A 24,807-nucleotide genomic window follows, 5' to 3' on the forward strand; every position below is an offset into this window, starting at 1 on the left:
ACGCGAGTAATTATCACATGGTCGAAAACCCCGTTTTTGAGCGCGCGACGCGCTTTTTATCGGCATTGCGCCACTGTCAGGTCCTCGGTCTGCAGGTGCACAGTGCCTCCAGCGAAGGGCTGACGGTGATCCTGCCGTACAGCGAAAAAATCGTCGGCAATCCCGAAACCGGAGTCATCCACGGCGGTGCCATCACTTCATTGATGGACACTGCATGCGGCATGTCGACCCTGTGCGTGCTGCCAGAGTTCGAAGTCTGTCCGACCCTCGATCTGCGCATCGACTACATGCACGCCGCTGAATCGAACAAAGCGGTGTACGGATTTGCCCAGTGCTACCGCGTCACCACCGACGTGATCTTTGCCCGTGGTTTTGCCTACCAGGACGATCCCGAGCAACCGATTGCCCACGTCGTCGGCACATTCATGCGCATGGGTATCGGTCTGAAGGGCAGCAAGGGGGTCGCGGGCGCGATCAAGGGAGCGAGCCAATGAGCAACGATCTCAGGGAGCAGCTGCAGCAGGCCCACGCGCAGGGCGATTACGCGCCGCTGCTGGCATTGATTCCCTATGCCGGGCTGATCGGTATCGAGTGCTCGCGAGTCGGCGATGAGTTGCTGTTCAAGCTGCCGGCGAACAAGGACAACATTGGTAACCCTTTATTGCCGGCGATCCATGGCGGGGTGATTGCCGGCTTCATGGAGCTGGCCGCGGCCCTGCATCTGCTGATTTTTACCGGCACGCCGGGCGTGCCGAAGATCATCGATTTTTCCCTCGATTACCTGCGCGCCGGGCAGTTTCGCGACACGTGGGCCAGGTGTCAGGTCTGCCGTCAGGGGCGTCGCGTGGCCAACGTTGCGGTCACGGCGTGGCAGAGTACCGAGGGCGAACCGATCGCCACCGCCCGCGCGCACTTCAAAATTGATGAGCCCTTGAAATCCTGAACAGCGCCCCCAACTCAGATGACAACCCGCCGCAGACCATTTCGGGTCGCGGCCACTGCCATCTGATTGGAGTTTGATGACCATGAGTGTGGAAACTCAAAAGGAAACCCTGGGCTTCCAGACCGAGGTAAAGCAGCTGCTGCACCTCATGATCCATTCGCTGTATTCGAATAAGGAAATTTTCCTTCGCGAATTGATCTCGAACGCCTCTGACGCTGTCGACAAGCTGCGCTTCGAAGCCCTGGCCAAGCCTGAGTTGCTCGAAGGTGGCGCTGACCTGAAAATCCGTGTGAGCTTCGACAAGGACGCCAAGACCGTCACCCTCGAAGACAACGGTATCGGTATGAACCGTGACGATGTGATCACCCACCTGGGTACCATCGCCAAATCCGGCACCGCCGATTTCATGAAAAACCTGTCCGGCGATCAGAAGAAAGATTCGCACCTGATCGGCCAGTTCGGTGTCGGCTTCTATTCGGCCTTTATCGTCGCCGACAAGGTTGATGTATACAGCCGTCGCGCCGGCACTGCCGCCAGCGAAGGCGTGCACTGGTCGTCGAAAGGCGAGGGCGAGTTCGAAGTCGCCACCATCGACAAGCCAGAGCGCGGTACCCGCATCGTCCTGCACCTGAAATCCGGTGAAGACGAATTCGCGGATGGCTGGCGTCTGCGCAACATCATCAAGAAGTACTCCGACCACATCGCTTTGCCGATCGAACTGCCGAAGGAAGTCACTCCGGCCGAAGGCGAAGAGGCTCCGGCCGTTGAATGGGAAACCGTCAACCGTGCCAGCGCCCTGTGGACCCGTCCGCGCACTGAAGTCAAAGACGAGGAATACCAGGAGTTCTACAAACACATCGCTCACGACTTTGAGAATCCGTTGTCGTGGAGCCACAACAAGGTTGAAGGCAAGCTTGAGTACAGCTCGCTGCTGTACGTGCCGGCCCGCGCGCCGTTCGACCTGTACCAGCGTGAAGCGCCGAAGGGCCTGAAGCTGTACGTGCAGCGTGTGTTTGTAATGGATCAGGCCGAGTCGTTCCTGCCGCTGTACCTGCGCTTCATCAAAGGCGTGGTCGATTCCAACGACCTGTCGCTGAACGTGTCGCGTGAGATCCTGCAGAAAGACCCGATCATCGATTCGATGAAAACCGCGCTGACCAAGCGTGTGCTCGACATGCTGGAAAAACTGGCGAAGAACGAACCTGAGCAATACAAGGGCTTCTGGAAAAACTTCGGTCAGGTCATGAAAGAAGGCCCGGCAGAAGATTTCGCCAACAAAGAGAAAATTGCCGGTCTGCTGCGTTTCGCATCGACCCAGGGCGACGACGGCGAGCAGGTTGTCGGTCTGGCTGACTACCTGGCCCGCGCCAAGGAAGGTCAGGACAAGATCTACTACCTCACCGGCGAAACCTACGCGCAGGTCAAGAACAGCCCGCACCTGGAAGTCTTCCGCAAGAAAGGCATCGAAGTGCTGCTGCTCACCGATCGCATCGACGAGTGGCTGATGAGCTACCTCAGCGAATTCGACGGCAAGACTTTTGTCGACGTGGCGCGCGGTGACCTCGATCTGGGCAATCTGGACTCGGAAGAGGACAAGAAAGCCGCTGAAGAAGTCGCCAAGTCCAAAGAGGGTCTGGTCGAGCGCCTGAAAACTGCGCTGGGTGATTCCGTGGCTGAAGTTCGCGTATCCCATCGTCTGACCGACTCGCCGGCCATTCTGGCTATCGGCGAACAGGACCTGGGTCTGCAAATGCGCCAGATTCTCGAGGCCAGCGGGCAGAAAGTCCCGGATTCGAAGCCGATTTTCGAATTCAACCCGAGCCACCCGCTGATCGAGAAACTTGATGGCGAGCAGAGCGAAGAGCGTTTTGGCGATCTGTCGCACATCCTCTTCGATCAGGCCGCCCTGGCGGCGGGCGACAGCTTGAAGGATCCGGCCGCTTATGTGCGCCGGCTGAACAAGCTGCTGGTTGAACTGTCGGTTTGATCACGTTGTAGGAAAAACCCGCTTCGGCGGGTTTTTTCATTCTGGTGTTTACACAATCAGGAGTCAGAAATGAGCCAAGTCACTGTACGTTCCGTGGTCTATCAGATTGACGGCCAGACCTACGAAGGTCGCCTGGCGTTCGACGCCGAGCACAAGGGCGCGCGCCCGGGTTTGCTGATGGCGCCGAACTGGATGGGCGTCAGCGCCGGTGCTGAAGACATTGCCAAAACGGTGGCGGCCGAGGGCTACGTGGTGCTGATCGCGGATGTCTACGGCCAGAGCGTACGTCCGCAGAACGCTGATGAGGCGCTGGCAGCAATGATGCCGCTCAAGGACGACCGCGCGCTGTTGCGCAAACGTCTGCAAGTGGCTTTCGAGCAATTGCAGAGCCAGGGCGAAGCCACGGTGGATACTTCGAAACTGGCGGTGTTCGGTTTCTGCTTCGGTGGTTGCTGTGCGCTGGACCTGGCCCGCACCGGCGCGCCGGTAAAAGCGGCGGTGTCGTTCCACGGCACGCTGGATTCGCCGAACCCGGCGGATGCGCAGAACATCAAGGGCTCGGTGCTGGTGCTGCATGGCGCGTCCGATCCATTGGTGCCGAAAGAGCAACTGCCAGCGTTCGAAGATGAAATGAACGCGGCGAAAGTCGACTGGCAACTGCTGAGCTACGGCGGCGCGGTGCACTCGTTTACCGATCCGCACGCCAATGTGCCGGGCAAGATGATGTACGACGAAAAGACCGCCAAGCGCGCGTTCAAGTCGATGCATGATTTGCTGGATGAAGTGTTCAACGGTTAAAAGCGAAAAGCCCCTCACCCTAGCCCTCTCCCGGAGGGAGAGGGGACTGATTGGGGGTTGCTCGGGAGTGGCGTCGACCTGAACGTGAATAGGCGAATCCATAATCGCCGAGACTTTTCAGGTCGATGTATAACGCAAGACGCCTCGGTCGGCTCCCTCTCCCTCTGGGATAGGCGACTGATTGAGGGTTGCTCGGGAGTGACGTCGACCTGAACTTGAATAGGCGAATCCATAATCGCCGGGATTTTTCAGGTCGATGTATAACGCAAGACGCCTCGGTCGGCTCCCTATCCCTCTGGGATAGGGGACTGATTGGGGGTTGCTCGGGAGTGGCGTCGACCTGAAGGTGAATAGGCGAATCCATAATCGCCGAGACTTTTCAGGTCGATGTATAACGCAAGACGCCTCGGTCGGCTCCCTCTCCCTCTGGGAGAGGGCTGGGGTGAGGGTAAGCGGCCTAGCGCGGTAGTTCGATCCGCTCGACTTCCCCCGGCACCGTCGGCCAATCCCCGGCCGCCCACTTGCGCCGTGCCTCATCAATCGCCGCCGGATCGCTTGCAACAAAATTCCAGTTGATCCGTCTCGGCCCATCCAGCGCCGCGCCGCCGAACACCACGGCGTGTACATCGGTTTCGGCAAACAGGCTCATCTCTTCGCCAACCGGCAACACCACCAGCGCATGCGGCTCGATCGCCTCGCCATTCAACTGCGCATCCCCGCTCAACACATACACCGCGCGTTCTTCATGCTCGGCCGGAATCAGCAATGTGGTCGCGGTCTGCATCTTCACTTCCGCATACAACGTAGGAGAAAGCACCGGGACCGGCGATTCCAGGCAAAAGCCTGACCCGGCAATCATGCGAATCTGCACGCCGAGGTTATCGCTGACCGGCAACGTCGCTGCCGGGTGATGACTGTAATGCCCCGGGCCTTCTTCGTGTGCCTTGGGCGAGGCCAGCCAGACTTGCAGGCCGTGCAGGGTGAAGGTCTCGGCAAGCAGTGGCGCAGGCGTACGCTCGACGTGGGCGATGGCGCTACCAGCGGTCATCCAGCTGACATCGCCGGCACCGACCACCTGATCGGAGCCCAGACTGTCCTTGTGCTGCAATTGCCCTTCGAACAGATAGGTAAGTGTCGACAGGCCAATGTGCGGATGCTGTCGGATATCCATGCCTTTACCCGTCGGATAAATCGTCTCGAGCATGTGGTCGAAAAACACGAAAGGTCCGACATTGCGGCATTTGGCTGACGGCAGCGGGCGCAGGATCGGCTGGCCTTCGACGTCTTCGGCGCGCGGGCGGATGATCAGGAGTGGCGTGTCCATGGTGCATTCCAGGCTGAGCGGGTGATGCCAGAAGCATAACCCGCCGCTGGCATCAGGAGGATTATTGGCTGTCGAAGCCTTGTGGTGCGTGAGTTTCGATGCTGACTTCACTGGTGGTCATCAGCTTGTGGATCGGGCAGCGATCGGCCACACGCAGCAGTTCCTCGCGCTGGGCGTCAGTCAGCACGCCTTTGAGCGTCAGGGTGACATGCAGGGTGTATTTGCCTTTCTGTTCCTGGCTGTTGTCGCGCTTCACTTCGACTCCCACGCCGGTCAGCGGGATGTCTTTTTTCTTCGCATACATCTTCACGGTCAGCGCTTTACAGGCGCCAAGGGCGGCGTCGAAGTAGTCGTGTGGCTCTGGCGCGGTGCCTTCACCCCCGGCGGCTTTCGGTACATCGGCAAACAATTCGTGGTCGTCGATCTGGACGGTGTGACGAAAACCTTCGGCAGAGACGGTATTGACGGTAACAGTCATGGAAACCTCACAGGCGGCAGGAAAAATCGTTCGATCAAAACAGACCTTGCAGTTATAGAGCATTCCCGGCAGTGGGCGTTCCGCTTTTCGGCAGGGATGAACCCTTGTCGTTCGGGCGCGGTCTAGGCTATGCCCATCTGCCGGAGATTACTTGTGTCCTTGTCTCGTCTGAGTCTTGCCTGTCTGCTGCTGTTCGCTGGCAGCGCCAGTGCCCGCGAATACACCTACAGCGATGCGCACCTGCATTACGTGGATTTTTTCCAGGAAAGCGCCGGCATGCAGAAATTGCTCACGGCCATGAAGGACAATTCCATCGAGCACGTCATGATTTCCGGCATTCCCGTGGCGAAGAAATGGCACGAAGACGAACCCAAGCGTCCGCGCTACTACGCCGGCGATGACGCCGATGCCTATTGGTACAGCGCCACTGACGTGATCGTTGCCGACGCGGTGGAAAAGCTCGCGCCGGAGCAGCGCCAGTACTTTCATCCGTTCCTGTCCGGCTTCAATCCCAATGACAAGAATTCCGCCGCGCACATCCAGCGCATGCTCGACCTGTATCCGGGGTTGTGGCAGGGCATCGGCGAGGTGTTCACCCGGCACGATGACCTGACGGCGCTGACCTCCGGCGACACGCCCCGAGCCAACAACGAGGCAATGACCAAGATCTATCACCTCGCTGCGGAAAACGATCTGCCGGTGATGCTGCATTCCAACATCACTTCCAAGCGTGAGAAAAATCCGCTGTACCTGAAGGAAGTCGAAGAGCCGCTGCGCAACCATCCGCACACGCGATTCATCTGGGCGCATGCCGGCACCAGCGCCGAGATCCATCGGCATCAGACCCAGTTGCCGTTTCTCCTGCCAACCCTGACGCGCATGCTTGAGGCTTATCCGAATCTGTTTATCGACCTGTCGTGGAGCATGCTCACGCCGTATCTGCTGGACGAGCAGGGCAAGCCGCGCGCCGAATGGCTGGCGCTGGTGGAAAAGTATCCCGAGCGCTTCATGCTCGGCTCTGACGTGGTAGGACGGTTCAACAAGCTTGGTCAGGAAATGCACAGCTACAAGCCGTTTCTCGATGCGCTGCCGGAAGGGGTGGCGCGCAAAGTCGCGCGCGATAACTTCCTGGCAATATTGCCGCGCAACACAGAAAAATCCGCTGCTCCGCGCTGAAACGTCAAAGCCATGAGTTCGGACTAGCCGCTCGTCTGCCTATCGCTTTTTCGTCTTACGCAATTTCACGGCAATGCCGATACCTTCTAAAGCAACCCGCTGCAGGCTGATGCAGCGCTTTTGGAAGGAGCCAGAGTGATGAATATCCGTAGTCTCAATATTGCCCCGCGCGCCGGTCTCGGTTTCGGCCTGCTGGCCCTGATGGTGTTTGCCCTCGGCGCGTTCGCCTTGCTGCAAATGTCGAACATGCGAGCGCAGTCCGATGAAGTCGACAACAACTGGCTGCCAAGCGTGATGGCGGTGGGGGAGATGAGTCAGGACATGCTGCGTCTGCGTGCGCTGACCATGCGCCTGTTGCTCAACCGTGACCCCAAGGCACTGGAGCAGAATGTCGCCAAGCTCGACGAACTGCGCAGTGGCTTGAGCGAAGCGCAGCAGCGTTATGATGGTCTGATCGTGCTGCCTGAAGAGCGCGTATTGTTCGAACGCTTCAAGGGCACCGAGCACAAATACCTTGAGCTTCAGGCACAAGTTCTACAGCTGTCGGCGCAGAATCGGGTCGCTGAGGCTGCGACGATTCTCAATGATCAGATGAGCCCGCTGGCCGATGAAATCGCCGCCACTTTGCGTGAGCTGGTCGAGTTGAATAAACAGAATGCCGGTCTGGCCACTGAGGCCGCGCGGCTGGTGTTCAAGCAATCGCGGCTATGGGTCGCAGTAATGATCGCCATGGCTGCGCTGATTACTGTCGGCCTGGCGTTGCTGCTGACGCGCAGCATTGTCGTGCCATTGTCGCAATCGCTCAGCGTGGCCGAGGTGGTGGCCGGTGGGGATTTGACCGGTGACATTCACATCACTGGCAAAGACGAGCCGGCGCGTCTGCTGCAAGCGTTGAAAAGCATGCAGCACAATCTGCGCGACACGATCCGGCGCATCTCCGAGTCGTCAACGCAGTTGGCCTCGGCAGCCGAAGAACTCAGCAGTGTCACCGAAGACGCCACTCGCGGCCTGCATCAGCAGAGCCAGGAAATCGAACAGGCCGCCACTGCGGTCAACCAGATGACAGCAGCGGTGGAAGAGGTGGCGAACAACGCCGTGGCCACGTCCGAAGCCTCCCGCGAGTCCGACCGCATCGCCCGGCAAGGGCGCGAGCAAGTGCAGCAGACGGTGACGTCGATCGAGTTTCTCGCTGGCGATGTCACCAATAATGCCGCGCAGGTCGAGGCGCTGGCGCAAAAGGTTCATGGCATCAGCAAAGTGCTGGACGTGATTCGCTCGATCGCTGAACAAACCAATCTGCTCGCCCTCAACGCCGCGATCGAAGCCGCGCGCGCCGGTGATGCCGGGCGTGGCTTTGCAGTAGTGGCAGATGAAGTGCGGGCGCTGGCGCATCGCACCCAGCAGTCGACCCAGGAAATCGAGCAAATGATCGGCGGGATCCAGCAGGGCACCGATTCAGCGGTCAGTTCGATGCAGCAAAGCAACTCAAGGGCGCGCTCGACCCTCGAGCTGGCGAAGAGCGCAGGCTCGGCCCTGGAGGAAATCGCCTCGGCGTTTACCTTGATCAACGAGCGCAATCTGGTCATCGCCAGCGCCTCGGAACAGCAGGCAGCGGTGGCGCGGGAGGTGGATCGCAACCTGATGAATATTCGTGATCTGGCGATGCAGACATCGGCTGGGGCCAATCAGACCAGTGCGGCGAGTCAGGAGTTGTCGAAGTTGGCGGTGGATCTGAACGGGATGGTGGCGCGGTTTTCGGTGTGAGTTTGACCTTCAAAAGCCCCTCACCCTAACCCTCTCCCGGAGGGAGAGGGGACTAATCGTGCGATGCTTTGGAATCCATATTCGACTCGGTTTCTCAGGTCGATGGTTAGCGGCAGACACCTCGGTCGGCTCCCTCTCCCTCGGGAGAGGGCTGGGGTGAGGGGTAGGGCCGCCGCGCAGTATCATCGAACAGATAAACAAAAGCCCCGCATTCGCGGGGCTCTCTGTTCTTGCGACGGATCAGCTGCCTTTGACAGTCTTACCGTTGACCGTACCGTCCTGGAGCATGATGTTGTACTCCTTGCCGTCAGTCTCGACCTGTTGCAGGCGCACCAACAGGTAATCCCAATCCTTGGCGAACCACAGCACGGTGATGCGCTTGCTTTGCGTCGGGTCGCGCACGCGCTCGACCTTGATCGCATCGATCTGGCCGGCCTTGGTGTCGACCTTTTCCGAACCCAGCACGCGGAAGTCGTAGGTATCGACTTCGCCATCATCAACCACCTGATAGCTCATGCTTTTCTTGCCGGCGGCAACGTCGTGCTGCAGCGCCAGTTGATAGGTCGACTTGTCGACCATGCCACGGTTCAGCGGGATCTTCACCGCGTCGCCACGGTCGGTGCCGGTCACCAGTTTATTGGCCCAGTCGAAGTCCAGATCAGCTTTTTTCGCTTTGCCCAGACCACCACGTTCAAAGTGGTAGGACTGCGGCAGCAGGGTGTCCTTGTCCAGCTTCAGGGTGCTTTCTTCAGTCAGGCTGGCGATCATCATCGAGGCCTTGAAGCTGAGCTTCCAGACGCCGTCGGCTTCCTTGGTCAGGCTGCGTTCGGCGGTGCCGCTCATGGGCAGCTGCTTCCAGTCGGCGGTGTAGCTGGCGGAGAACGGTTGAAGGTCCGCTGCCTGCGCGAAGGGCAGGGCGAGCAGAGCGCAAGCGAAGAGCAGGGCGCGACGCATAATATCTCCTAGTGTCGAATCAAGTGGCCGCTGGCGGCGAGTGGCTGACCGTCGAGTAAAGCACCCTGGTCACCGAGTGTCAGCCTGCCTTCGGCAAACCAGCGTACTGCCATCGGATAGATCAGGTGTTCCTGGGCGTGGACTCGTTGCGCCAGACTCTGCGGCGTGTCGTGCAACTCTACCGGTAATACTGCTTGTACGACCAGTGGTCCGCCATCGAGTTCCTCGGTGACGAAGTGCACGGAGCAGCCATGTTCCGTATCGCCGGCCTCCAGCGCGCGCTGATGAGTGTGTAACCCTTTGTATTTGGGCAGCAGCGACGGATGGATGTTGAGCAGGCGACCCTGGTAGTGACGCACGAAATCAGCGCTGAGAATGCGCATGAAGCCGGCCAGCACCACGAGTTCGGGGTTGAATTGGTCGATCAGTTCGATCAGCGCGGCATCGAAGGCCTCGCGGCCCTCGAATGCCTTGTGATCCAGCGAGCGGGTGGCGATACCCGCGTCGCGGGCGCGTTGCAGGCCGTAGGCGTCGGCGCGGTTGGAAATCACCGCAGCGATGCGGACCGGGCTGTCGCCGGTCCGCGTGCTGTCGATCAGAGCCTGCAAGTTACTGCCGGTGCCGGACAACAGCACCACGACATCACAGGGCTTTGGCATCAGTGAGCCTTGAGGTTCTTCAGCTCGACCTGCGCAGCGCCTTCGGCGGCCACGGCGATCTGACCGATGACCCAAGGCTGCTCGCCGGCGTCACGCAGGGTGTTCAGGGCCACTTCGACGTGCTCCTGAGCCACGCAGATGACCATGCCGACGCCGCAGTTGAGCACGCGGTGCATTTCGGTTTCATCAACGTTGCCTTTCTCTTGCAGCCAGTCGAATACGGCCGGGCGAGTCCAGCTGGCCACGTCAACCAATGCTTGCGCGCCTTTTGGCAACACGCGCGGGATGTTGTCGAGCAGGCCGCCACCAGTGATGTGGGCCATGGCCTTCACAGCGCCAGTGTCCTTGATCAGCTTGAGCAGTGGCTTGACGTAGATGCGGGTCGGGGCCATCAGCAGATCGGTCAGCGGTTTGCCGTCGAGCTGGGTGTTTTCGATGTCGGCGCCGGAGACTTCGATGATCTTGCGGATCAGCGAGTAGCCGTTGGAGTGCGGGCCGGACGATGGCAGGGCGATCAGGGCGTCACCGGTGGCGACTTTCGAGCCGTCGATGATTTCCGCTTTTTCCACGACGCCGACGCAGAAGCCGGCCAGGTCGTAGTCTTCGCCTTCGTACATGCCTGGCATTTCAGCGGTTTCGCCGCCGACCAGCGAGCAACCCGACAGTTCGCAGCCAGCGCCGATGCCAGTGACAACCTGGGCAGCGGTGTCGACATTCAGTTTGCCGGTGGCGTAGTAGTCGAGGAAGAACAGCGGCTCGGCGCCGCACACCACCAGATCGTTGACGCACATGGCGACCAGGTCGATGCCGATGCTGTCGTGCTTGTTCAGGTTCAGCGCCAGACGCAGCTTGGTGCCGACGCCGTCGGTGCCGGAGACCAGCACCGGCTGCTTGTAGCCGGCCGGGATTTCGCAGAGGGCGCCGAAACCGCCCAGGCCGCCCATGACTTCCGGGCGCGCAGTGCGCTTGGCGACGCTCTTGATGCGTTCGACCAATGCTTCACCGGCGTCGATGTCTACACCGGCGTCCTTGTAGCTCAGGGAGGGTTGCTTGCTCATGATCCAGGCCTTTAGGGGAGGGGATTCAGGGGGTAACGACCGAGTTCAGCGGGAACATCGAACTCGATGGGCGATCGCCTCACGCGAGTTTCGAGGGGCCCGGCTGTTGCCGGTCTGCGAAGGCGCGCGATTTTATCAGGCTTGAGGGGCAGCGGCCATCCTCGCACCGACGGGCAGGGCCATATCGGCGGAAATTTTTTGCAATCGCAGGGTATGACTGCCTGTATAAGGTGTGGCGATTAACCGTCTATCGTTAGGACTGTGCAAAAACTTACCGCCACCGTGTGAATGTTTTGCAAGAGGTGGGGGTCACAGCCTTGCTCAAACGGTTCACGCGGCGTGTTCCAGCCGCTCCTGTCGACGGGAATTTTCCATGCGTTTTTGTAAATTGTTATTTGTAGGCTGCCTGACGCTGGTCAGCCTGGCGAGCCATGCCGAAAACCTCAAAGGTCTGTATCAGGTGCGTCAGCCGGTCAACGGCCAGGCGCCGGAAGAGCGCGATCGCGCCACGCAGGCGGCGCTCGATACCTTGGTGCTGCGCCTGACCGGCGACCCGAAAGCCGCGCAGAGCCCGGGGCTGGCGCCGATCCGCAAGGATCCGCAGCAGATCATCAGCCAGTTCGGTTTCGATGCCGGGCCACCGGAAGTGCTGAAAGTCGATTTCGATCCGGCAACCACCGAGCAGGCCTTGCGCCGGGCCGGGTTGCCGGTGTGGGGCGCCAGTCGACCGTCGATCCTCGGCTGGTGGCTGAACGATTCAACTGAAGGTGCGAGCCTGGTCGGTGACGGTCAAACCGCAGCCTCAGCATTGCGCACGGCCGCACAACATCGCGGTTTGCCACTGCGCTTGCCGCTGGCTGATCTCAGCGAGCAATTGGTTGCCACCGCACCCGCGCTGGAAAGCGCTGACCCCGCGCCCTTGCGCAGTGCTTCGGAGCGCTACAACGCCGACGCCTTGCTGGCGGTGCATGCGCGCGAAGAGGGCGGACAGTGGCAGGCAAAATGGCGCTTGTGGCTCGGTGATCAGAAAGAGGCCGGCAGCGTGCAGGGCGCCGATCAGGCTGCGGTTGCCGATGCGGTGATGCTGGCGGTGGCCGAGCGTCTGGCGCCGCGATTCGTCGCCAAACCCGGCGCATCGGGTCAGCAGACCCTGGAAGTGCAGGGCATGAATCTGGAGCATTATGCGGCGCTGCTGCGGTTACTCGAACCCTTCGGCGTGCGTCTGCAAAGCGTGCAGGGCGATCGGATCGTCTATCGGGTCAATGGCAGCGCCGATCAGTTGCGCGCGCAATTGTCGCTGGCGAAGTTGCAGGAGCTGCCGGCCGAAGCGCCGGCCCCGGTGGCGCCTGCCCAGCCAGCGGCGGATGGTACGCCTGCGGTTGCAGCGCCAGCCCCGGCAGCGGCGGCACCGTCGTTGCGGTTTCGCTGGTAAGTCTTTCCTTATATAGAAGCATCAGGAGTGGTAAATGGCCGATACGCGGCGTTGGTTCTGGCTCGGTGGGGTAGTCCTGCTTTGCGCGTTTGTATGGTTGCTGCATCCGATCCTCACGCCGTTTCTGGTCGCGTTGTTGCTGGCTTATCTGTTCGATCCGCTGGTGGATCGTCTGGAGCGGCTCGGGCTGTCGCGAACTTGGGGCGTGATTGCCGTGTTTGCCTTGTTCACCTTGATCGTCACGGCGTTGCTGCTGGTGCTGGTACCAATGCTCGCCAAGCAGTTGCTGCGTTTGTACGAGCTGGCGCCGCAGATGCTCGACTGGTTGCAGCACACCGCTGTGCCGTGGGCGCAAGCGAAACTGGGGCTGTCGGACGGCTTCTGGAAGTTCGATAAAGTCAAAGCTGCGATCAGCGAGCACATGGGCCAGACCACCGACATCGTCGGCGTGGTGCTGAGTCAGGCGACGGCGTCGAGCCTGGCGCTGATCGGCTGGTTGGCGAATCTGGTGCTGATTCCGGTGGTGAGCTTCTATCTGTTGCGCGACTGGGACGTGATGATGGGCAAGATCCGCAGCCTGTTGCCCCGTGATCGCGAAGAGCGCGTGGTTGCGCTGGCGGGTGAGTGCCACGAAGTGCTCGGCGCGTTTGTGCGCGGGCAGTTGCTGGTGATGGTTGCGTTGGGGGTGATTTACGCGGCTGGCCTGATGATCGTCGGTCTGGAGCTGGGGCTGTTGATCGGCTTGATTGCCGGGCTCGCGGCGATTGTGCCGTACATGGGTTTTGTCATCGGCATCGGCGCGGCATTGATCGCCGGGTTGTTCCAGTTCGGTGGCGATCTGTACCCGATGGTCGGGATCGTCGCAGTGTTCATGGTCGGTCAGGCGCTGGAAGGCATGGTGCTGACGCCGCTGCTGGTCGGGGATCGGATCGGCCTGCACCCGGTGGCGGTGATCTTCGCGATCCTCGCGGGTGGCGAGCTGTTCGGTTTTACCGGCGTGCTGCTGGCGTTGCCAGTGGCGGCGGTGATCATGGTGCTGGTGCGTCATGTCCACGACTTGTATAAGGACTCCGGGATCTACAGCGGCGTTGACGAACCTGAGCTGTGATGGCGCGGGCGGCCCGGCGCTTGGCCGGGCTGCCGCGTTTCGTTCGAGCGAGGGCGCCAGAGAATCTGTCATCAAACCGCTGCGTCAACGCAAACCTTTGATTTTGCTTGGGGTCTGTCGCATTGTGCGCTCAGCCTCACGGGTATAAACTTCGCCAACTTTACACAGAGGCCACTAACGGTTCCTTTGAGAACTGTTCAGTCAGCATGAAACCGATTCAGCTGCCCCTAGGTGTGCGTCTGCGTGACGACGCCACCTTCATCAACTACTACCCAGGCGCCAATGCCGCTGCACTCGGCTATGTCGAGCGTCTCTGCGAAGCCGACGCCGGGTGGACGGAGAGCCTGATCTACCTGTGGGGCAAGCACGGCGTCGGGCGCACGCATCTGTTGCAGGCCGCGTGCCTGCGCTTCGAGCAGATGGGCGAACCGTCGGTGTATCTGCCGCTGGCCGAGTTGATGGACCGCGGCGTGGAAATCCTCGACAACCTTGAGCAGTACGAACTGGTCTGTCTGGATGACTTGCAGGTGATTGCCGGCAAGGCCGACTGGGAAGAGGCGATGTTTCATCTGTTCAATCGTCTGCGTGACAGCGGCCGGCGCCTGCTGATCGCCGCGTCCACTTCGCCGCGCGAATTGCCAGTGAAGCTGGCCGACCTGAAATCGCGCCTGACCCTGGCGCTGATCTTCCAGATGCGCCCACTCTCCGATGAAGACAAATTGCGTGCGCTGCAATTGCGCGCATCCCGTCGCGGTCTGCACCTGACCGATGAAGTCGGGCACTTCATTCTCACTCGCGGCACGCGGAGCATGAGCGCGCTGTTCGATCTCCTCGAGCAGCTTGATCAGGCGTCCCTGCAAGCGCAACGCAAGCTGACCATTCCCTTCCTCAAGGAAACTCTGGGCTGGTAGTAGTGGGCTTTTGCCAGCTTTCAGGCGCCAGAAAACCTCCGTGCCTGCGGCGATTGAGCGGCCTGGCGGATTAAGCGCTTAGATGTAAACGCGAAACCGGGAAGTCACATAAAGTTCGATTGAATTTGCAAATGAGGACGATAGCGGGCATAGTCTCGGCTTCTTTACAACTATCAGCCACGGTCGTGCCCATGCTAAAGCGCTTCGCACCCCTCGTGCCTCTCGCACTCGTTACCCTGTTATTCGGTTGTGCTGCTCATTCTCCGGTTCAAGAGCCGCCGCAACAGGTCAAGAATTCTGCTACCGCCCAGTCTTCCGTTATTTACCAGGAAGAGCTGGACACCGAAAAAGAACTCAACCAGTTCAACGGCAGCAAGCCTTATCAGCTTCCTGTACTGGCTGACAGCATCCTCGAACGCGGTATGTCCCTGATCGGTACTCGTTACCGTTTCGGCGGTACTTCTGAAGCCGGTTTCGATTGCAGCGGTTTCATCGGTTACCTGTTCCGCGAAGAGGCGGGCATGAACCTGCCGCGCTCCACTCGCGAAATGATCAACGTCGATGCGCCGCTGGTTTCGCGCAGCAACCTTGAGCCGGGTGATCTGCTGTTCTTCGCCACCAATGGTCGTCGCGGTCGTGTCAGTCACGCCGGCATCTACTTGGGTGACAACCAGTTCATTCACTCCAGCAGTCGTCGCAGCGGCGGTGTTCGCATCGACAGCCTGGGTGACAGCTACTGGAGCAAGACTTTCATCGAAGCCAAGCGTGCACTCGCCATGGCGCCGACCGTTGTCACCGCTCGCAAGTAACCTGCATGTCGCTGCGTTCGCGGCGACAAAACGGCACGGCAACGGAGTAGACCTAAACTTTACAAGGTGAAGTTAAAGTCTTACTTGAAGTTTGCCGCGTAGCCGCTAGAATCCTGAATCTATATTGATGGCAAACCGCCTGCGTGATGATGCAGGCGGTTTTGTTTCTGTCCATTCGGCAGAGAAAGCCGCAGCCAGATCAGGATGTTCTGCTTATGACGATGTCGGCCCGCCTCACCTTGATCCTTTGCGCCGCGCTGCTCAGCGCCTGCGCCAGCCGCACACCGCCGCCAGCCCCCGTGGTTCGCGCGCCGATCGTGTTCGCTCCCTCCCAGGCTTTTTCCCCCGTTGCTGAAGACGTGTTGTTCCGTGCCCTCGGCCTGGTCGGTACGCCGTATCGCTGGGGCGGCAACACGCCAGATTCCGGTTTCGATTGCAGTGGTCTGATCGGTTTCGTATACCGGGACGCGGCGGGAATTTCGCTGCCACGCTCGACCCGCGAAATGATCGTCATGCAGGCGCCGAATGTCGGCAAGGAAGGCCTGCAGACCGGCGACCTGATCTTCTTCGCCACCAATGGCGGCTCGCAGGTCAGTCACGCGGGGATTTACGTCGGCGAGGGGCGCTTCGTGCATGCGCCGGCCACGGGCGGCACGGTCAAGCTCGATAGCCTGTCGAAGGCGTATTGGCAGAAGGCGTATCTGAGCGCCAAGCGGGTGTTGCAGCCGGGGCAGCTGGCGCATAACCCCTAGTGCGTATGCATAACTAAATGTGGGAGCGAGCCTGCTCGCGAAGGCGGAGTGTCAGTCGACAATGATTTGACTGATAAACCGCTTTCGCGAGCAGGCTCGCTCCCACTTTTTTTGCGTTGCGCTTAGCTTATTTGCTGGCCGACACGCGCCACACTTTGTTCCCGACATCATCCGCCACCAGCAAGCCGCCTTGCTGATCGATGACCACGCCAACTGGGCGGCCCAGCGCGTTCTCGTCCTTGTCGAGGAAACCGGTCAGCACATCCACCGGCTGCCCGGTCGGCTTGCCGCCAGTAAACGGCACGAAAATCACCTTGTAGCCACTGTGCGGTTTGCGGTTCCACGAGCCGTGCTGGCCAATGAATGCGCCTTCCTTGAATTGCGCCGGCAAGCGGTTGCCATCGGCGAAGGTCAGGCCCAGCGAAGCGGTGTGCGGACCGACCGCGTAATCCGGAGCGATGGCCTTGGCCACCAGATCAGGATTCTGCGGTTTGACCCGCACATCGACGTGCTGGCCGTAGTAGCTGAACGGCCAGCCATAGAAGCCGCCGTCCTTGACCGAGGTGATGTAGTCCGGCACCAGATCGCTGCCGATTTCGTCACGCTCGTTGACTGCTGTCCACAATGCGCCGCTGGTAGGTTCCCAGGCGAGGCCGTTGGGGTTGCGGATACCCGAGGCGAAGATCCGGTGATTGCCGGTCGCACGATCCACTTCCCAGATCGCCGCGCGGCCTTCTTCCTGATCCAGGCCGTTTTCGCCGACGTTACTGTTCGAGCCGACGGTGACGTAGAGCTTGTTGCCGTCCTTGCTGGCGATGACGTTTTTGGTCCAGTGGTGATTCAGCGTGCCGCCGGGCAAGTCGACGACTTTGATCGGTTGGGTCTTGATCTCGGTGGCGCCCGGCTCGTAGTTGAAGCGCAGCAGGCGGTCGGTGTCGGCAACGTACAAATCGTTGCCGACCAGCGTCATGCCAAACGGCGAATTGAGGTTCTGCAGGAACACCGTGCGGGTTTCTGCGACGCCGTCGTGGTCGGCATCACGCAGCAGGGTGATGCGGTTCGGGCTGGGCACGCCGGCGCCGGCCTTGCCCATGACTTTCTTCATCACCCAGCCACGAATGCCTTTGCTGTCATCGGGCTTGGGCGGCGCGTTGGTTTCCGCCACCAACACATCGCCGTTGGGCAGTACATAGAGCCAGCGCGGGTGATCGAGGCCTTCGGCAAACGCCGCGACCTGGGTGCCGGCCGCTGCGGTCGGTTTCGCGCCGTCCGGCCAGCCCACCGCCGGGGCGATGTTCACTGTCGGGATCAGCGTCTTGTTCGGTTCGGGCAGTTTCGGTGACGGACCGGTGCCGTCGGAGACTTGCAGGCTGGAGGTTTCACCGCAGGCAGCGAGCCCGCCAGCGACGGCGATGATAAGAGCGAGTGGGGCCTTGCGCATTGCTGATCTTCCCTATGAATGCATTCCTAAACATAGAGGAGGGCGCAGGCCCGATGGTTCAACTGCTCAGCCGCGGGCTTCCTTGAACAGCACGGCGATGCCCGGATGATAGTTGCCCGCGTCGCTGTGCAATTTGCGATAGGCGTAGGGGAAATACCAGGCCACGGCGCAGGTGTGTTCCTTTTGCAGGTCGTCAACCATGTCCTGCAATTCTTCGGGGCTGGCGCTGTGCTGAGGTTTTTGCGGAGCAACAAAGAGGCAGCCGAGCTTGAGATCGCTGGCGTAGCTGATGCGCTTGGCATCAACGGTGATGTCGAGCAGGGCCTGGGTCAGGTTGAGGTTGTTGACCCGTGGCCAGCGTTGCGTGGCCTGAATGAACGCACGGTCTTCGGCGCCGGCAATCAGCAGGTCGGCGCGAGCATTGCGTTCGCCTTCTTCGTTCTGTTTGCGCGTGGCCGTGTCGTTCAGCGTGACCATTTCAGTCATCCACGCCGCTGCCGCGAGCAGGCCCAGATTGGCTTTCTCGTCGTGCCAATATGGCGTGTCGTTGTCGCCGCGAACGGTGTTGTAGCGATCGATACAGTCAAACCAGCGTTCCAGCAACGGGCGCAGGAATTCCAGGCGCGGGTTGCTGATGATCATGCCTTGCATCGTCGTCATCCTTATTGTTGTAGTGGGCTTTTTGGAAAAAAAGCATGGCTCTTTGATATCACTTGTCACAGTCTGGCACAAGATTGCCGCTGCACAATTGATCAGCGGCAGTTATTCGCGCGCAAAGCGCCTCTTCAATTGACGCTCCACCCCCAACCCTCTAACCTTCGCCGCTTGTTTCAGGTGCTCTGTGGCCCCGCGTCGACAGAGTGAAACAGGGAAGCCGGTGAGGGTGGTCTTCAAGCGAAGCCACGACGATCCCGGCGCTGCCCCCGCAACGGTAAATGAGTGAAAACTGCGCCTTGAGCCACTGCCTCGAAAGAAGCGGGAAGGCGCGCAGTCCGGCGAAACGCCGCTCATGAGCCCGGAGACCGGCCTGATCCATCTCAGCGGCATCACGGTGGGCGATGCCAGGCTTTTTGCCGTCTATTCTTGTGCCTGCCCGCCGTTATCCAGCCTCAACGGAGAGCTCCCCCCCATGACTGATTCCCCCGAGCGTGACGAGCGCCATCTGGCGCGCATGCAGCGCAAGAAAGCCGTGATCGACGAACGCATTGCCAACTCGCCCGACGAATGTGGCCTGGTGCTGGTGCTGACCGGCAACGGCAAAGGCAAGAGCAGCTCGGCATTCGGCATGCTCGCCCGCGCCATGGGCCACGGCATGCAGTGCGGCGTGGTGCAGTTCATCAAGGGCCGCAACAGCACTGGCGAAGAATTGTTTTTCCGCCGCTTTCCCGAGCAGGTGCGTTTCCACGTCATGGGCGAAGGCTTCACCTGGGAAACCCAGGATCGCCAACGTGACATCGCCGCGGCGACCGCCGCTTGGGAAGTCTCGCGCGAATTGTTGCGCGACCCTTCGATCGGTCTGGTGGTGCTCGACGAATTGAACATCGCCCTCAAGCACGGCTACCTCGATCTCGATCAGGTGCTCAGCGATTTGCAGGCGCGTCCGCCGATGCAGCACGTGGTGGTCACCGGTCGCGGCGCCAAGCCGGAAATGATCGAGATGGGCGACACGGTCACCGAGATGGGCATGCTCAAGCACGCCTTCCAGGCCGGGATCAAAGCGCAGAAAGGCGTCGAACTTTGAAGCAACCACGTCACTGCCCGGCGGTGTTGATCGCCGCTCCGGCCTCCGGTCAGGGCAAGACCACCGTCACCGCTGCACTCGCCCGTTTGCATCGCAATCAGGGGCGCAAGGTGCGCGTGTTCAAGTGCGGGCCGGACTTTCTCGACCCGATGATCCTCGAGCGCGCCAGCGGTGCGCCGGTGTATCAACTGGACATGTGGATGGTCGGCGAGCAGGAAAGTCGCCGCCTGTTGTGGGAAGCCGCCGCCGAGGCTGATCTGATTCTGATCGAGGGCGTGATGGGCCTGTTCGACGGCAAGCCATCCAGCGCTGATCTGGCGCGCCACTTCGGTGTGCCGGTGCTCGGCGTGATCGATGGCACCGCCATGGCGCAGACCTTTGGCGCCTTGGCGCTGGGCCTGGCGAAGTATCAGCCGGACTTGCCGTTCGCTGGCGTGCTGGCCAACCGCGTCGGCACCTTGCGCCATGCGCAATTGCTCGAAGGCAGCCTCACCGAAGGTCTGCGCTGGTACGGCGCGCTGTCCCGCGAGACCGGCATCGAATTGCCGAGCCGCCACCTCGGTCTGGTCCAGGCCAGCGAATTGAATGATCTGGATCTGCGTCTCGACGCGGCCGCCGATGCGCTGGCCAGCAGTTGCCAAGTCGCGCTGCCCCCCGCCGTTGAATTCGCCGCGCCTGACGTCATCGCCGCCGAGCCTCTATTAAAAGGTGTGCGCATCGCCGTCGCCCGTGATGAAGCCTTTGCCTTCACCTATGGCGCCAGTCTCGATCTGCTGCGGGCGATGGGCGCCGAGCTGCACTTTTTCTCGCCGATCCGCGACACCCGATTGCCCGAGGCGGACAGCCTGTATCTGCCGGGCGGCTATCCAGAGTTGCATCACGTCGCGCTGGCGCAAAACTCGTCAATGCTGGCGGCAATCCGCGCGCACCACGCGGCGGGCAAGCCGTTGCTCGCCGAGTGTGGCGGCATGCTTTATCTACTGGATTCGCTGACCGACGTGCAAGGCACCCGTGCTGAGCTGGTCGGTTTGCTCAGGGGCGAGGCGGTGATGCAGAAGCGTCTGGCGGCGCTGGCGTTGCAGGCGGTTGAGCTGCCGGAAGGGGAGTTGCGTGGGCATACCTATCATCATTCGCTGACCACCACCGAGCTGACGCCGATTGCCCGTGGGCTGAGTCCCAATGGCGGGCGCGGCGCTGAGGCGGTTTATCGAGAAGGGCGGATGACGGCGTCGTACGTGCACTTTTATTTCCCGTCGAATCCGACTGCGATTGCGGCATTGTTTGCGCCAGATCGTCAGGTCGCCTTCGCGAGCAGGCTTGCTCCCACAATGGATGACCTGAACCCTGTGGGAGCGAGCCTGCTCGCGAAAGGGCCATGACCGACAACACATTTTCCGAAGCCGAACGCGCAGCGGTCTACAAGGCCATCGCCGAACGCCGCGACATGCGCCACTTCACCGGCGGCAGCGTCGAACCGCAGCTGCTGCGCCGTCTGCTCGAGGCCGCTCATCAAGCGCCGAGCGTCGGCCTGATGCAGCCGTGGCGCTTCATCCGTATAAGCGATCGTGCTCTGCGCGGGCAGATCCGCGATCTGGTGGAAGAAGAGCGCATCCGCACCGCCGAAGCCCTTGGCGAGCGCAGCGATGAGTTCATGCAGCTCAAGGTCGAAGGCATCAACGATTGCGCTGAGGTGCTGGTCGCGGCGCTGATGGACGATCGCGAAAAGCACATTTTCGGTCGGCGCACGTTGCCGGAAATGGACATGGCCTCGTTGTCCTGCGCGATCCAGAATCTGTGGCTGGCCTCCCGCGCTGAAGGCCTGGGCATGGGCTGGGTCTCGCTGTTCGAACCGCAAGCGTTGGCGGATTTGCTCAAGTTGCCGGCCGGTGCCAAGCCGCTGGCGGTGTTGTGTCTCGGCCCGGTCAAGGAATTCTATCCGGCGCCGATGCTGGTGCTTGAAGGCTGGGCGCAGGCGCGACCGCTGAACGAGTTGCTTTACGAAAATTATTGGGGAGTGAGTCAATGAGTGTGGCGTTGCTGAGTGTCGCCGCGGTAGCGCTGGATGCGCTGCTCGGTGAACCGAAACGCTGGCATCCGCTGGTGGCGTTCGGCAATTTTGCCGGGCGCATCGAGCAACGCTTCAACGCCGGCGGTCGTGGCTGGCGCAGCCATGGCGTGACTGCGTGGGTTATCGCGGTACTGCCGCTGACCTTGCTCGCCACAGCATTCTCCTGGGCGCCCTATGTCGGCTGGATCGTCGAGATTCTCGCGCTGTATTGCGCCCTCGGCATGCGCAGCCTCGGCGAGCATGTCGCGCCGGTCGCGGCTGCGTTACGCGCCGATGATCTGGACGAGGCACGCAAGCGCGTCGGTTATCTGGTCAGCCGCCAGACCAATGAACTGGACAGCAACGCCGTGGCCCGCGCCGCCACCGAGTCGGTATTGGAGAACGGCAGCGATGCGGTGTTCGCTGCGCTGTTCTGGTTTGTCGTTGCCGGAGCGCCGGGCGTGGTCCTGTATCGCTTGAGCAATACCCTCGATGCGATGTGGGGTTATCGCAACGAACGCTTCGAGCGTTTCGGCTGGGCGGCGGCGAAAATCGACGACGTGTTGAACTACATTCCTGCGCGTCTGGTGGCGTTGACCTACGCGCTGCTCGGCAAAACCCGACTCGCGCTCAAATGCTGGCGCACCCAGGCGCCGCAGTGGGACAGCCCCAACGCCGGCCCGGTCATGGCGGCCGGTGCCGGTGCGCTGGGCGTCGAGTTGGGTGGTCCGGCGATCTATCACGGCGAACTGCATGAGCGCCCGCAACTGGGCGAAGGTGCGCCGGCCGATGCTGATTCCATCGAGCGTGGCTGGCAATTGGTCCAGCGCGGCGTATGGTTGTGGCTGCTGATGCTTTGCCTGGGGGCGGAATTTTATGCTTGAGCACGGTGGCCGGCTGCGCAAGGCTGCATTCGATTACGGGATTGCCGAAGCCGACTGGCTTGACCTGTCCAGCGGCCTCGCGCCATGGCCGTTCCCGATCCCGGAGATCCCGCTACGCGCCTGGGCGCGCTTGCCGGAAACCGATGACGGACTGGAACAGGCCGCCTGCGATTATTACGGCGCCGCGCAGGTGCTACCGGTCGCCGGCTCGCAAATGGCTATCCAGTTGCTGCCGCGTCTGCGCCGGGCCGGCAAGGTCGGCGTGTTGTCGCCGTGCTATGCCGAGCATGCCGAAGCCTGGCGGCGCAGCGGTTACATCGTCCGTGAAGTGCTCGAGCAGGAAGTCGAGTTCTTTCTCGACAGTCTCGATGTGCTGGTGGTAGTCAATCCGAACAATCCGACCGGCCTCAGCCTGACCCCGGCACGCCTGCTCGACTGGCATGCGCGGCTGGCGCAACGCGGCGGCTGGCTGGTGGTCGACGAAGCATTCATGGACAACACACCGCAACTGAGCCTGGCGCCCTATGCGCATCAGGTCGGGCTGGTGGTGTTGCGTTCGTTCGGCAAGTTTTTCGGTCTGGCCGGGGTGCGCCTCGGTTTCGTTCTGGCCGAACGCAAGTTGCTCAAACTGCTCGCCGAACAGGTCGGGCCGTGGGCGGTGAGCGGGCCGACGCGGGTACTCGGTACGGCGTGCCTGCAAGACACCGAGGGTCACACCCGTCAGCGGATTCGTAGCGATGAAGCGAGCGAACGGCTGGCGGCGCTGCTGACCCGTTGCGGTTTTGCACCGCAGGGTGGCTGCGCGCTGTTTCAGTGGCTGATCACCGAGCACGCCGAAGCGCTGCACGAATTCCTCGCCCGGCGCGGCATCCTCCTGCGCCTGTTCAGCCACAACAGCAGTGTGCGTTTCGGCCTGCCAGCGGATGCCGCGCAAGAGATGCGTCTCGAACAGGCTTTGCAAGCTTTCACCAAGGACAATCCATGACCACTCTGATGGTGCAAGGCACCACGTCCGATGCCGGCAAAAGCACTTTGGTAACGGCGTTGTGCCGCTGGGCCACCCGCCAGGGCGTGGCGGTGGTGCCGTTCAAGCCGCAGAACATGGCGCTCAACAGCGCAGTGACCGCTGACGGCGGCGAGATCGGCCGCGCGCAGGCAGTGCAGGCGCAAGCGGCCGGTCTTGAACCGCATACCGATATGAATCCGGTATTGCTCAAGCCCAACAGCGACACCGGCGCGCAAGTGATCATTCATGGCCGCGCGGTGACGACGATGAACGCCGTCGCCTATCACGATTACAAGGCCATCGCGATGCAAGCGGTGCTCGCTTCCCATGCGCGGCTCAGCGCGGCGTATCCGTTGGTGATGGTCGAAGGCGCCGGTTCGCCGGCGGAGATCAATCTGCGCGCCGGCGACATTGCCAACATGGGCTTTGCCGAAGCGGTGGATTGCCCGGTGCTGCTGATCGCCGACATCAATCGCGGCGGCGTGTTTGCGCATTTGGTCGGCACGCTGGAATTGCTTTCACCGAGCGAGCAGGCGCGGGTCAAAGGCTTCATCATCAACCGCTTTCGTGGCGATATCGCCTTGTTGCAACCGGGCCTCGACTGGCTGGAACAGCGCACCGGCAAACCGGTGGTCGGCGTCCTGCCCTACGTGATGGACCTGCACCTTGAAGCCGAGGACGGCATCGACCAACGCCAGACCGACAAGGCCGAACAGGTCTTGAAAGTGGTGGTGCCGGTGCTGCCGCGCATCAGCAATCACACCGATTTCGACCCGCTGCGTCTGCATCCGCAGGTGGATCTGCAATTTGTCGGCCCGGGGCAGGCGATTCCCGCCGCCGACCTGATCATCCTGCCGGGCTCGAAAAGCGTGCGCAGTGATCTGGCTTATCTGCGCGCCAACGGCTGGGACGCTGCGATCAATCGGCATCTGCGCTACGGCGGCAAGGTGCTGGGGATTTGCGGCGGTCTGCAGATGCTCGGTGAGCAAGTACACGATCCGCTTGGGCTGGAAGGCGCTGCCGGCTCCAGCGCCGGTCTGGGGCTGCTGGCGTTCGAAACCCAACTCGAAGCCGAGAAGCAATTGCGCAACGTGCGCGGGCGGCTGGCGTTGGAAAGCGCCGCAGTCAGCGGTTACGAAATACATGCTGGCGTAACCAGCGGGCCGGCGCTGGAGAATCCGGCGGTGCATTTGGACGACGGTCGTTGCGATGGTGCGCAAAGTGCCGATGGCCAGGTGTTCGGCACCTATCTGCATGGCTTGTTCGAATCCCCCGAGGCGAGCGCGGCGTTGCTGCGCTGGGCCGGGCTGAGTGATGTACAAGAGGTCGATTACCACGGCTTGCGCGAACGCGATATCGAACGGCTGGCAGATCTGGTGGCGAAGCATCTGGATACCGGGCTGTTGCGTCAGCTCTGCGGGATTTGAGTTGTCTGGACTGGCCTCTTCGCGAGCAGGCTCGCTCCCACAGGGAGACGCGATCAACGGTGGGAGCGAGCCTGCTCGCGAAGGGGCCGTTTGTCTCACCACACATTT

At 61.2% G+C, this 24,807-nt stretch carries 24 protein-coding genes and 1 riboswitch; of the genes, 17 read left to right on the forward strand and 7 right to left on the reverse strand.

Going from position 1 to position 24,807, the window contains the following annotated elements:
- The first annotated feature begins 17 nt into the window (after positions 1–17).
- The 4 genes from AB9L16_RS07415 (at position 18) to AB9L16_RS07430 (ending at position 3,728) form a co-directional block, all read left to right on the forward strand.
- Positions 18–494 (forward strand): PaaI family thioesterase, encoded by a 477-nt coding sequence (locus AB9L16_RS07415; RefSeq protein WP_375123297.1) that lies wholly within the window; start codon positions 18–20, stop codon positions 492–494.
- Positions 491–943 (forward strand): PaaI family thioesterase, encoded by a 453-nt coding sequence (locus AB9L16_RS07420; RefSeq protein ID WP_042607592.1) that lies wholly within the window; start codon positions 491–493, stop codon positions 941–943. The genes AB9L16_RS07415 and AB9L16_RS07420 overlap by 4 nt, the downstream gene beginning before the upstream one ends.
- An 82-nt stretch (positions 944–1,025) precedes the next feature.
- Positions 1,026–2,930: a molecular chaperone HtpG gene (htpG, locus tag AB9L16_RS07425; protein ID WP_071171478.1), complete on the forward strand. Its 1,905-nt coding sequence runs from the start codon at positions 1,026–1,028 to the stop codon at positions 2,928–2,930.
- 69 nt (positions 2,931–2,999) lie between these two features.
- The gene (locus AB9L16_RS07430) at positions 3,000–3,728 is read left to right on the forward strand and encodes a dienelactone hydrolase family protein (protein ID WP_375123298.1); all 729 of its coding nucleotides are present in this window, start codon (positions 3,000–3,002) and stop codon (positions 3,726–3,728) included.
- 457 nt (positions 3,729–4,185) lie between these two features.
- On the opposite strand, the gene AB9L16_RS07435 is transcribed toward AB9L16_RS07430, so the two are convergent.
- Positions 4,186–5,052, reverse strand: coding sequence for a pirin family protein (locus tag AB9L16_RS07435; RefSeq protein WP_095180750.1), 867 nt, complete (start codon positions 5,050–5,052; stop codon positions 4,186–4,188).
- Positions 5,053–5,113: 61 nt separating this feature from the next.
- Positions 5,114–5,530, reverse strand: coding sequence for an OsmC family protein (locus AB9L16_RS07440; protein ID WP_252869027.1), 417 nt, complete (start codon positions 5,528–5,530; stop codon positions 5,114–5,116).
- A 129-nt stretch (positions 5,531–5,659) separates the two neighbouring features.
- Between AB9L16_RS07440 and AB9L16_RS07445 the strand changes: the two genes are divergently transcribed.
- Positions 5,660–6,706: an amidohydrolase family protein gene (locus AB9L16_RS07445; protein WP_375123299.1), complete on the forward strand. Its 1,047-nt coding sequence runs from the start codon at positions 5,660–5,662 to the stop codon at positions 6,704–6,706.
- A gap of 138 nt (positions 6,707–6,844) precedes the next feature.
- Positions 6,845–8,470, forward strand: a complete 1,626-nt coding sequence (locus tag AB9L16_RS07450; protein ID WP_150741313.1) for a methyl-accepting chemotaxis protein — start codon at positions 6,845–6,847, stop codon at positions 8,468–8,470.
- Between the two features lie 240 nt (positions 8,471–8,710).
- On the opposite strand, the gene AB9L16_RS07455 is transcribed toward AB9L16_RS07450, so the two are convergent.
- The 3 genes from AB9L16_RS07455 to purM are packed head-to-tail and all read right to left on the reverse strand — an operon-like array spanning position 8,711 to position 11,141.
- A complete protein-coding gene (locus AB9L16_RS07455) occupies positions 8,711–9,424 on the reverse strand; it encodes a DUF3108 domain-containing protein (protein WP_056783915.1) in 714 nt (237 codons plus the stop codon).
- 8 nt (positions 9,425–9,432) lie between these two features.
- Positions 9,433–10,083, reverse strand: coding sequence for a phosphoribosylglycinamide formyltransferase (gene purN / locus AB9L16_RS07460; RefSeq protein ID WP_150741314.1), 651 nt, complete (start codon positions 10,081–10,083; stop codon positions 9,433–9,435).
- Positions 10,083–11,141, reverse strand: coding sequence for a phosphoribosylformylglycinamidine cyclo-ligase (purM, locus tag AB9L16_RS07465; protein ID WP_375123300.1), 1,059 nt, complete (start codon positions 11,139–11,141; stop codon positions 10,083–10,085). The genes purN and purM overlap by 1 nt, the downstream gene beginning before the upstream one ends.
- A 373-nt stretch (positions 11,142–11,514) precedes the next feature.
- On the opposite strand from purM, the gene AB9L16_RS07470 reads away from it, so the two are divergent.
- The 5 genes from AB9L16_RS07470 (at position 11,515) to AB9L16_RS07490 (ending at position 16,153) form a co-directional block, all read left to right on the forward strand.
- Positions 11,515–12,573 carry a DUF2066 domain-containing protein gene (locus AB9L16_RS07470; protein ID WP_375123301.1) on the forward strand — a complete coding sequence of 353 codons (1,059 nt, stop codon included), beginning with the start codon at positions 11,515–11,517 and terminating at the stop codon, positions 12,571–12,573.
- A 34-nt stretch (positions 12,574–12,607) separates the two neighbouring features.
- Entirely contained in the window at positions 12,608–13,681 is a 1,074-nt protein-coding gene (locus AB9L16_RS07475) for an AI-2E family transporter (protein WP_016773697.1), read from the forward strand.
- Between the two features lie 206 nt (positions 13,682–13,887).
- A complete protein-coding gene (gene hda / locus AB9L16_RS07480; RefSeq protein ID WP_375123302.1) occupies positions 13,888–14,592 on the forward strand; it encodes a DnaA regulatory inactivator Hda in 705 nt (234 codons plus the stop codon).
- 191 nt (positions 14,593–14,783) lie between these two features.
- The gene (locus AB9L16_RS07485) at positions 14,784–15,401 is read left to right on the forward strand and encodes a C40 family peptidase (protein ID WP_016773699.1); all 618 of its coding nucleotides are present in this window, start codon (positions 14,784–14,786) and stop codon (positions 15,399–15,401) included.
- A gap of 215 nt (positions 15,402–15,616) precedes the next feature.
- Positions 15,617–16,153, forward strand: coding sequence for a C40 family peptidase (locus AB9L16_RS07490; RefSeq protein ID WP_041479547.1), 537 nt, complete (start codon positions 15,617–15,619; stop codon positions 16,151–16,153).
- Between the two features lie 127 nt (positions 16,154–16,280).
- On the opposite strand, the gene AB9L16_RS07495 is transcribed toward AB9L16_RS07490, so the two are convergent.
- Positions 16,281–17,594: a PQQ-dependent sugar dehydrogenase gene (locus AB9L16_RS07495; protein WP_375123303.1), complete on the reverse strand. Its 1,314-nt coding sequence runs from the start codon at positions 17,592–17,594 to the stop codon at positions 16,281–16,283.
- A gap of 66 nt (positions 17,595–17,660) precedes the next feature.
- Entirely contained in the window at positions 17,661–18,245 is a 585-nt protein-coding gene (locus AB9L16_RS07500; RefSeq protein WP_122691592.1) for a hypothetical protein, read from the reverse strand.
- 164 nt (positions 18,246–18,409) lie between these two features.
- Positions 18,410–18,640, forward strand: a riboswitch (cobalamin riboswitch).
- Positions 18,641–18,723: 83 nt separating this feature from the next.
- Between AB9L16_RS07500 and cobO the strand changes: the two genes are divergently transcribed.
- The 6 genes from cobO to AB9L16_RS07530 are packed head-to-tail and all read left to right on the forward strand — an operon-like array spanning position 18,724 to position 24,699.
- Positions 18,724–19,335, forward strand: a complete 612-nt coding sequence (gene cobO, locus AB9L16_RS07505; RefSeq protein ID WP_016773703.1) for a cob(I)yrinic acid a,c-diamide adenosyltransferase — start codon at positions 18,724–18,726, stop codon at positions 19,333–19,335.
- Positions 19,332–20,714 carry a cobyrinate a,c-diamide synthase gene (locus AB9L16_RS07510; protein ID WP_375123304.1) on the forward strand — a complete coding sequence of 461 codons (1,383 nt, stop codon included), beginning with the start codon at positions 19,332–19,334 and terminating at the stop codon, positions 20,712–20,714. Before cobO ends, AB9L16_RS07510 begins: the two co-directional genes overlap by 4 nt.
- Positions 20,711–21,361 (forward strand): 5,6-dimethylbenzimidazole synthase, encoded by a 651-nt coding sequence (bluB, locus tag AB9L16_RS07515; RefSeq protein ID WP_024012169.1) that lies wholly within the window; start codon positions 20,711–20,713, stop codon positions 21,359–21,361. The genes AB9L16_RS07510 and bluB overlap by 4 nt, the downstream gene beginning before the upstream one ends.
- Positions 21,358–22,266: an adenosylcobinamide-phosphate synthase CbiB gene (gene cbiB / locus AB9L16_RS07520; protein WP_375123305.1), complete on the forward strand. Its 909-nt coding sequence runs from the start codon at positions 21,358–21,360 to the stop codon at positions 22,264–22,266. The genes bluB and cbiB overlap by 4 nt, the downstream gene beginning before the upstream one ends.
- Positions 22,259–23,251, forward strand: coding sequence for a threonine-phosphate decarboxylase CobD (gene cobD / locus AB9L16_RS07525; protein WP_375123306.1), 993 nt, complete (start codon positions 22,259–22,261; stop codon positions 23,249–23,251). Before cbiB ends, cobD begins: the two co-directional genes overlap by 8 nt.
- A complete protein-coding gene (locus AB9L16_RS07530; RefSeq protein WP_375123307.1) occupies positions 23,248–24,699 on the forward strand; it encodes a cobyric acid synthase in 1,452 nt (483 codons plus the stop codon). Before cobD ends, AB9L16_RS07530 begins: the two co-directional genes overlap by 4 nt.
- The last annotated feature ends 108 nt before the right edge of the window (positions 24,700–24,807 follow it).

Source organism: Pseudomonas sp. LW8 (genome assembly GCF_041956865.1).
Taxonomy (GTDB): Bacteria; Pseudomonadota; Gammaproteobacteria; order Pseudomonadales; family Pseudomonadaceae; genus Aquipseudomonas; species Aquipseudomonas siliginis.

Excerpts from the sequence above, each read along its gene's own strand:
- AB9L16_RS07445 (WP_375123299.1), top strand. The coding sequence starts at position 5,660 with ATGCCCATCTGCCGGAGATTACTTGTGTCCTTGTCTCGTCTGAGTCTT.
- purM (WP_375123300.1), bottom strand. The coding sequence starts at position 11,141 with ATGAGCAAGCAACCCTCCCTGAGCTACAAGGACGCCGGTGTAGACATC.
- AB9L16_RS07430 (WP_375123298.1), top strand. The coding sequence starts at position 3,000 with ATGAGCCAAGTCACTGTACGTTCCGTGGTCTATCAGATTGACGGCCAG.
- AB9L16_RS07495 (WP_375123303.1), bottom strand. The coding sequence starts at position 17,594 with ATGCGCAAGGCCCCACTCGCTCTTATCATCGCCGTCGCTGGCGGGCTC.
- cobD (WP_375123306.1), top strand. The coding sequence starts at position 22,259 with ATGCTTGAGCACGGTGGCCGGCTGCGCAAGGCTGCATTCGATTACGGG.
- AB9L16_RS07440 (WP_252869027.1), bottom strand. The coding sequence starts at position 5,530 with ATGACTGTTACCGTCAATACCGTCTCTGCCGAAGGTTTTCGTCACACC.
- bluB (WP_024012169.1), top strand. The coding sequence starts at position 20,711 with ATGACCGACAACACATTTTCCGAAGCCGAACGCGCAGCGGTCTACAAG.
- htpG (WP_071171478.1), top strand. The coding sequence starts at position 1,026 with ATGAGTGTGGAAACTCAAAAGGAAACCCTGGGCTTCCAGACCGAGGTA.
- AB9L16_RS07485 (WP_016773699.1), top strand. The coding sequence starts at position 14,784 with ATGCTAAAGCGCTTCGCACCCCTCGTGCCTCTCGCACTCGTTACCCTG.
- AB9L16_RS07500 (WP_122691592.1), bottom strand. The coding sequence starts at position 18,245 with ATGCAAGGCATGATCATCAGCAACCCGCGCCTGGAATTCCTGCGCCCG.
- hda (WP_375123302.1), top strand. The coding sequence starts at position 13,888 with ATGAAACCGATTCAGCTGCCCCTAGGTGTGCGTCTGCGTGACGACGCC.
- AB9L16_RS07450 (WP_150741313.1), top strand. The coding sequence starts at position 6,845 with ATGAATATCCGTAGTCTCAATATTGCCCCGCGCGCCGGTCTCGGTTTC.
- AB9L16_RS07420 (WP_042607592.1), top strand. The coding sequence starts at position 491 with ATGAGCAACGATCTCAGGGAGCAGCTGCAGCAGGCCCACGCGCAGGGC.
- purN (WP_150741314.1), bottom strand. The coding sequence starts at position 10,083 with ATGCCAAAGCCCTGTGATGTCGTGGTGCTGTTGTCCGGCACCGGCAGT.
- cbiB (WP_375123305.1), top strand. The coding sequence starts at position 21,358 with ATGAGTGTGGCGTTGCTGAGTGTCGCCGCGGTAGCGCTGGATGCGCTG.
- AB9L16_RS07435 (WP_095180750.1), bottom strand. The coding sequence starts at position 5,052 with ATGGACACGCCACTCCTGATCATCCGCCCGCGCGCCGAAGACGTCGAA.
- AB9L16_RS07455 (WP_056783915.1), bottom strand. The coding sequence starts at position 9,424 with ATGCGTCGCGCCCTGCTCTTCGCTTGCGCTCTGCTCGCCCTGCCCTTC.
- AB9L16_RS07530 (WP_375123307.1), top strand. The coding sequence starts at position 23,248 with ATGACCACTCTGATGGTGCAAGGCACCACGTCCGATGCCGGCAAAAGC.
- cobO (WP_016773703.1), top strand. The coding sequence starts at position 18,724 with ATGACTGATTCCCCCGAGCGTGACGAGCGCCATCTGGCGCGCATGCAG.
- AB9L16_RS07415 (WP_375123297.1), top strand. The coding sequence starts at position 18 with ATGGTCGAAAACCCCGTTTTTGAGCGCGCGACGCGCTTTTTATCGGCA.
- AB9L16_RS07470 (WP_375123301.1), top strand. The coding sequence starts at position 11,515 with ATGCGTTTTTGTAAATTGTTATTTGTAGGCTGCCTGACGCTGGTCAGC.
- AB9L16_RS07490 (WP_041479547.1), top strand. The coding sequence starts at position 15,617 with ATGACGATGTCGGCCCGCCTCACCTTGATCCTTTGCGCCGCGCTGCTC.
- AB9L16_RS07475 (WP_016773697.1), top strand. The coding sequence starts at position 12,608 with ATGGCCGATACGCGGCGTTGGTTCTGGCTCGGTGGGGTAGTCCTGCTT.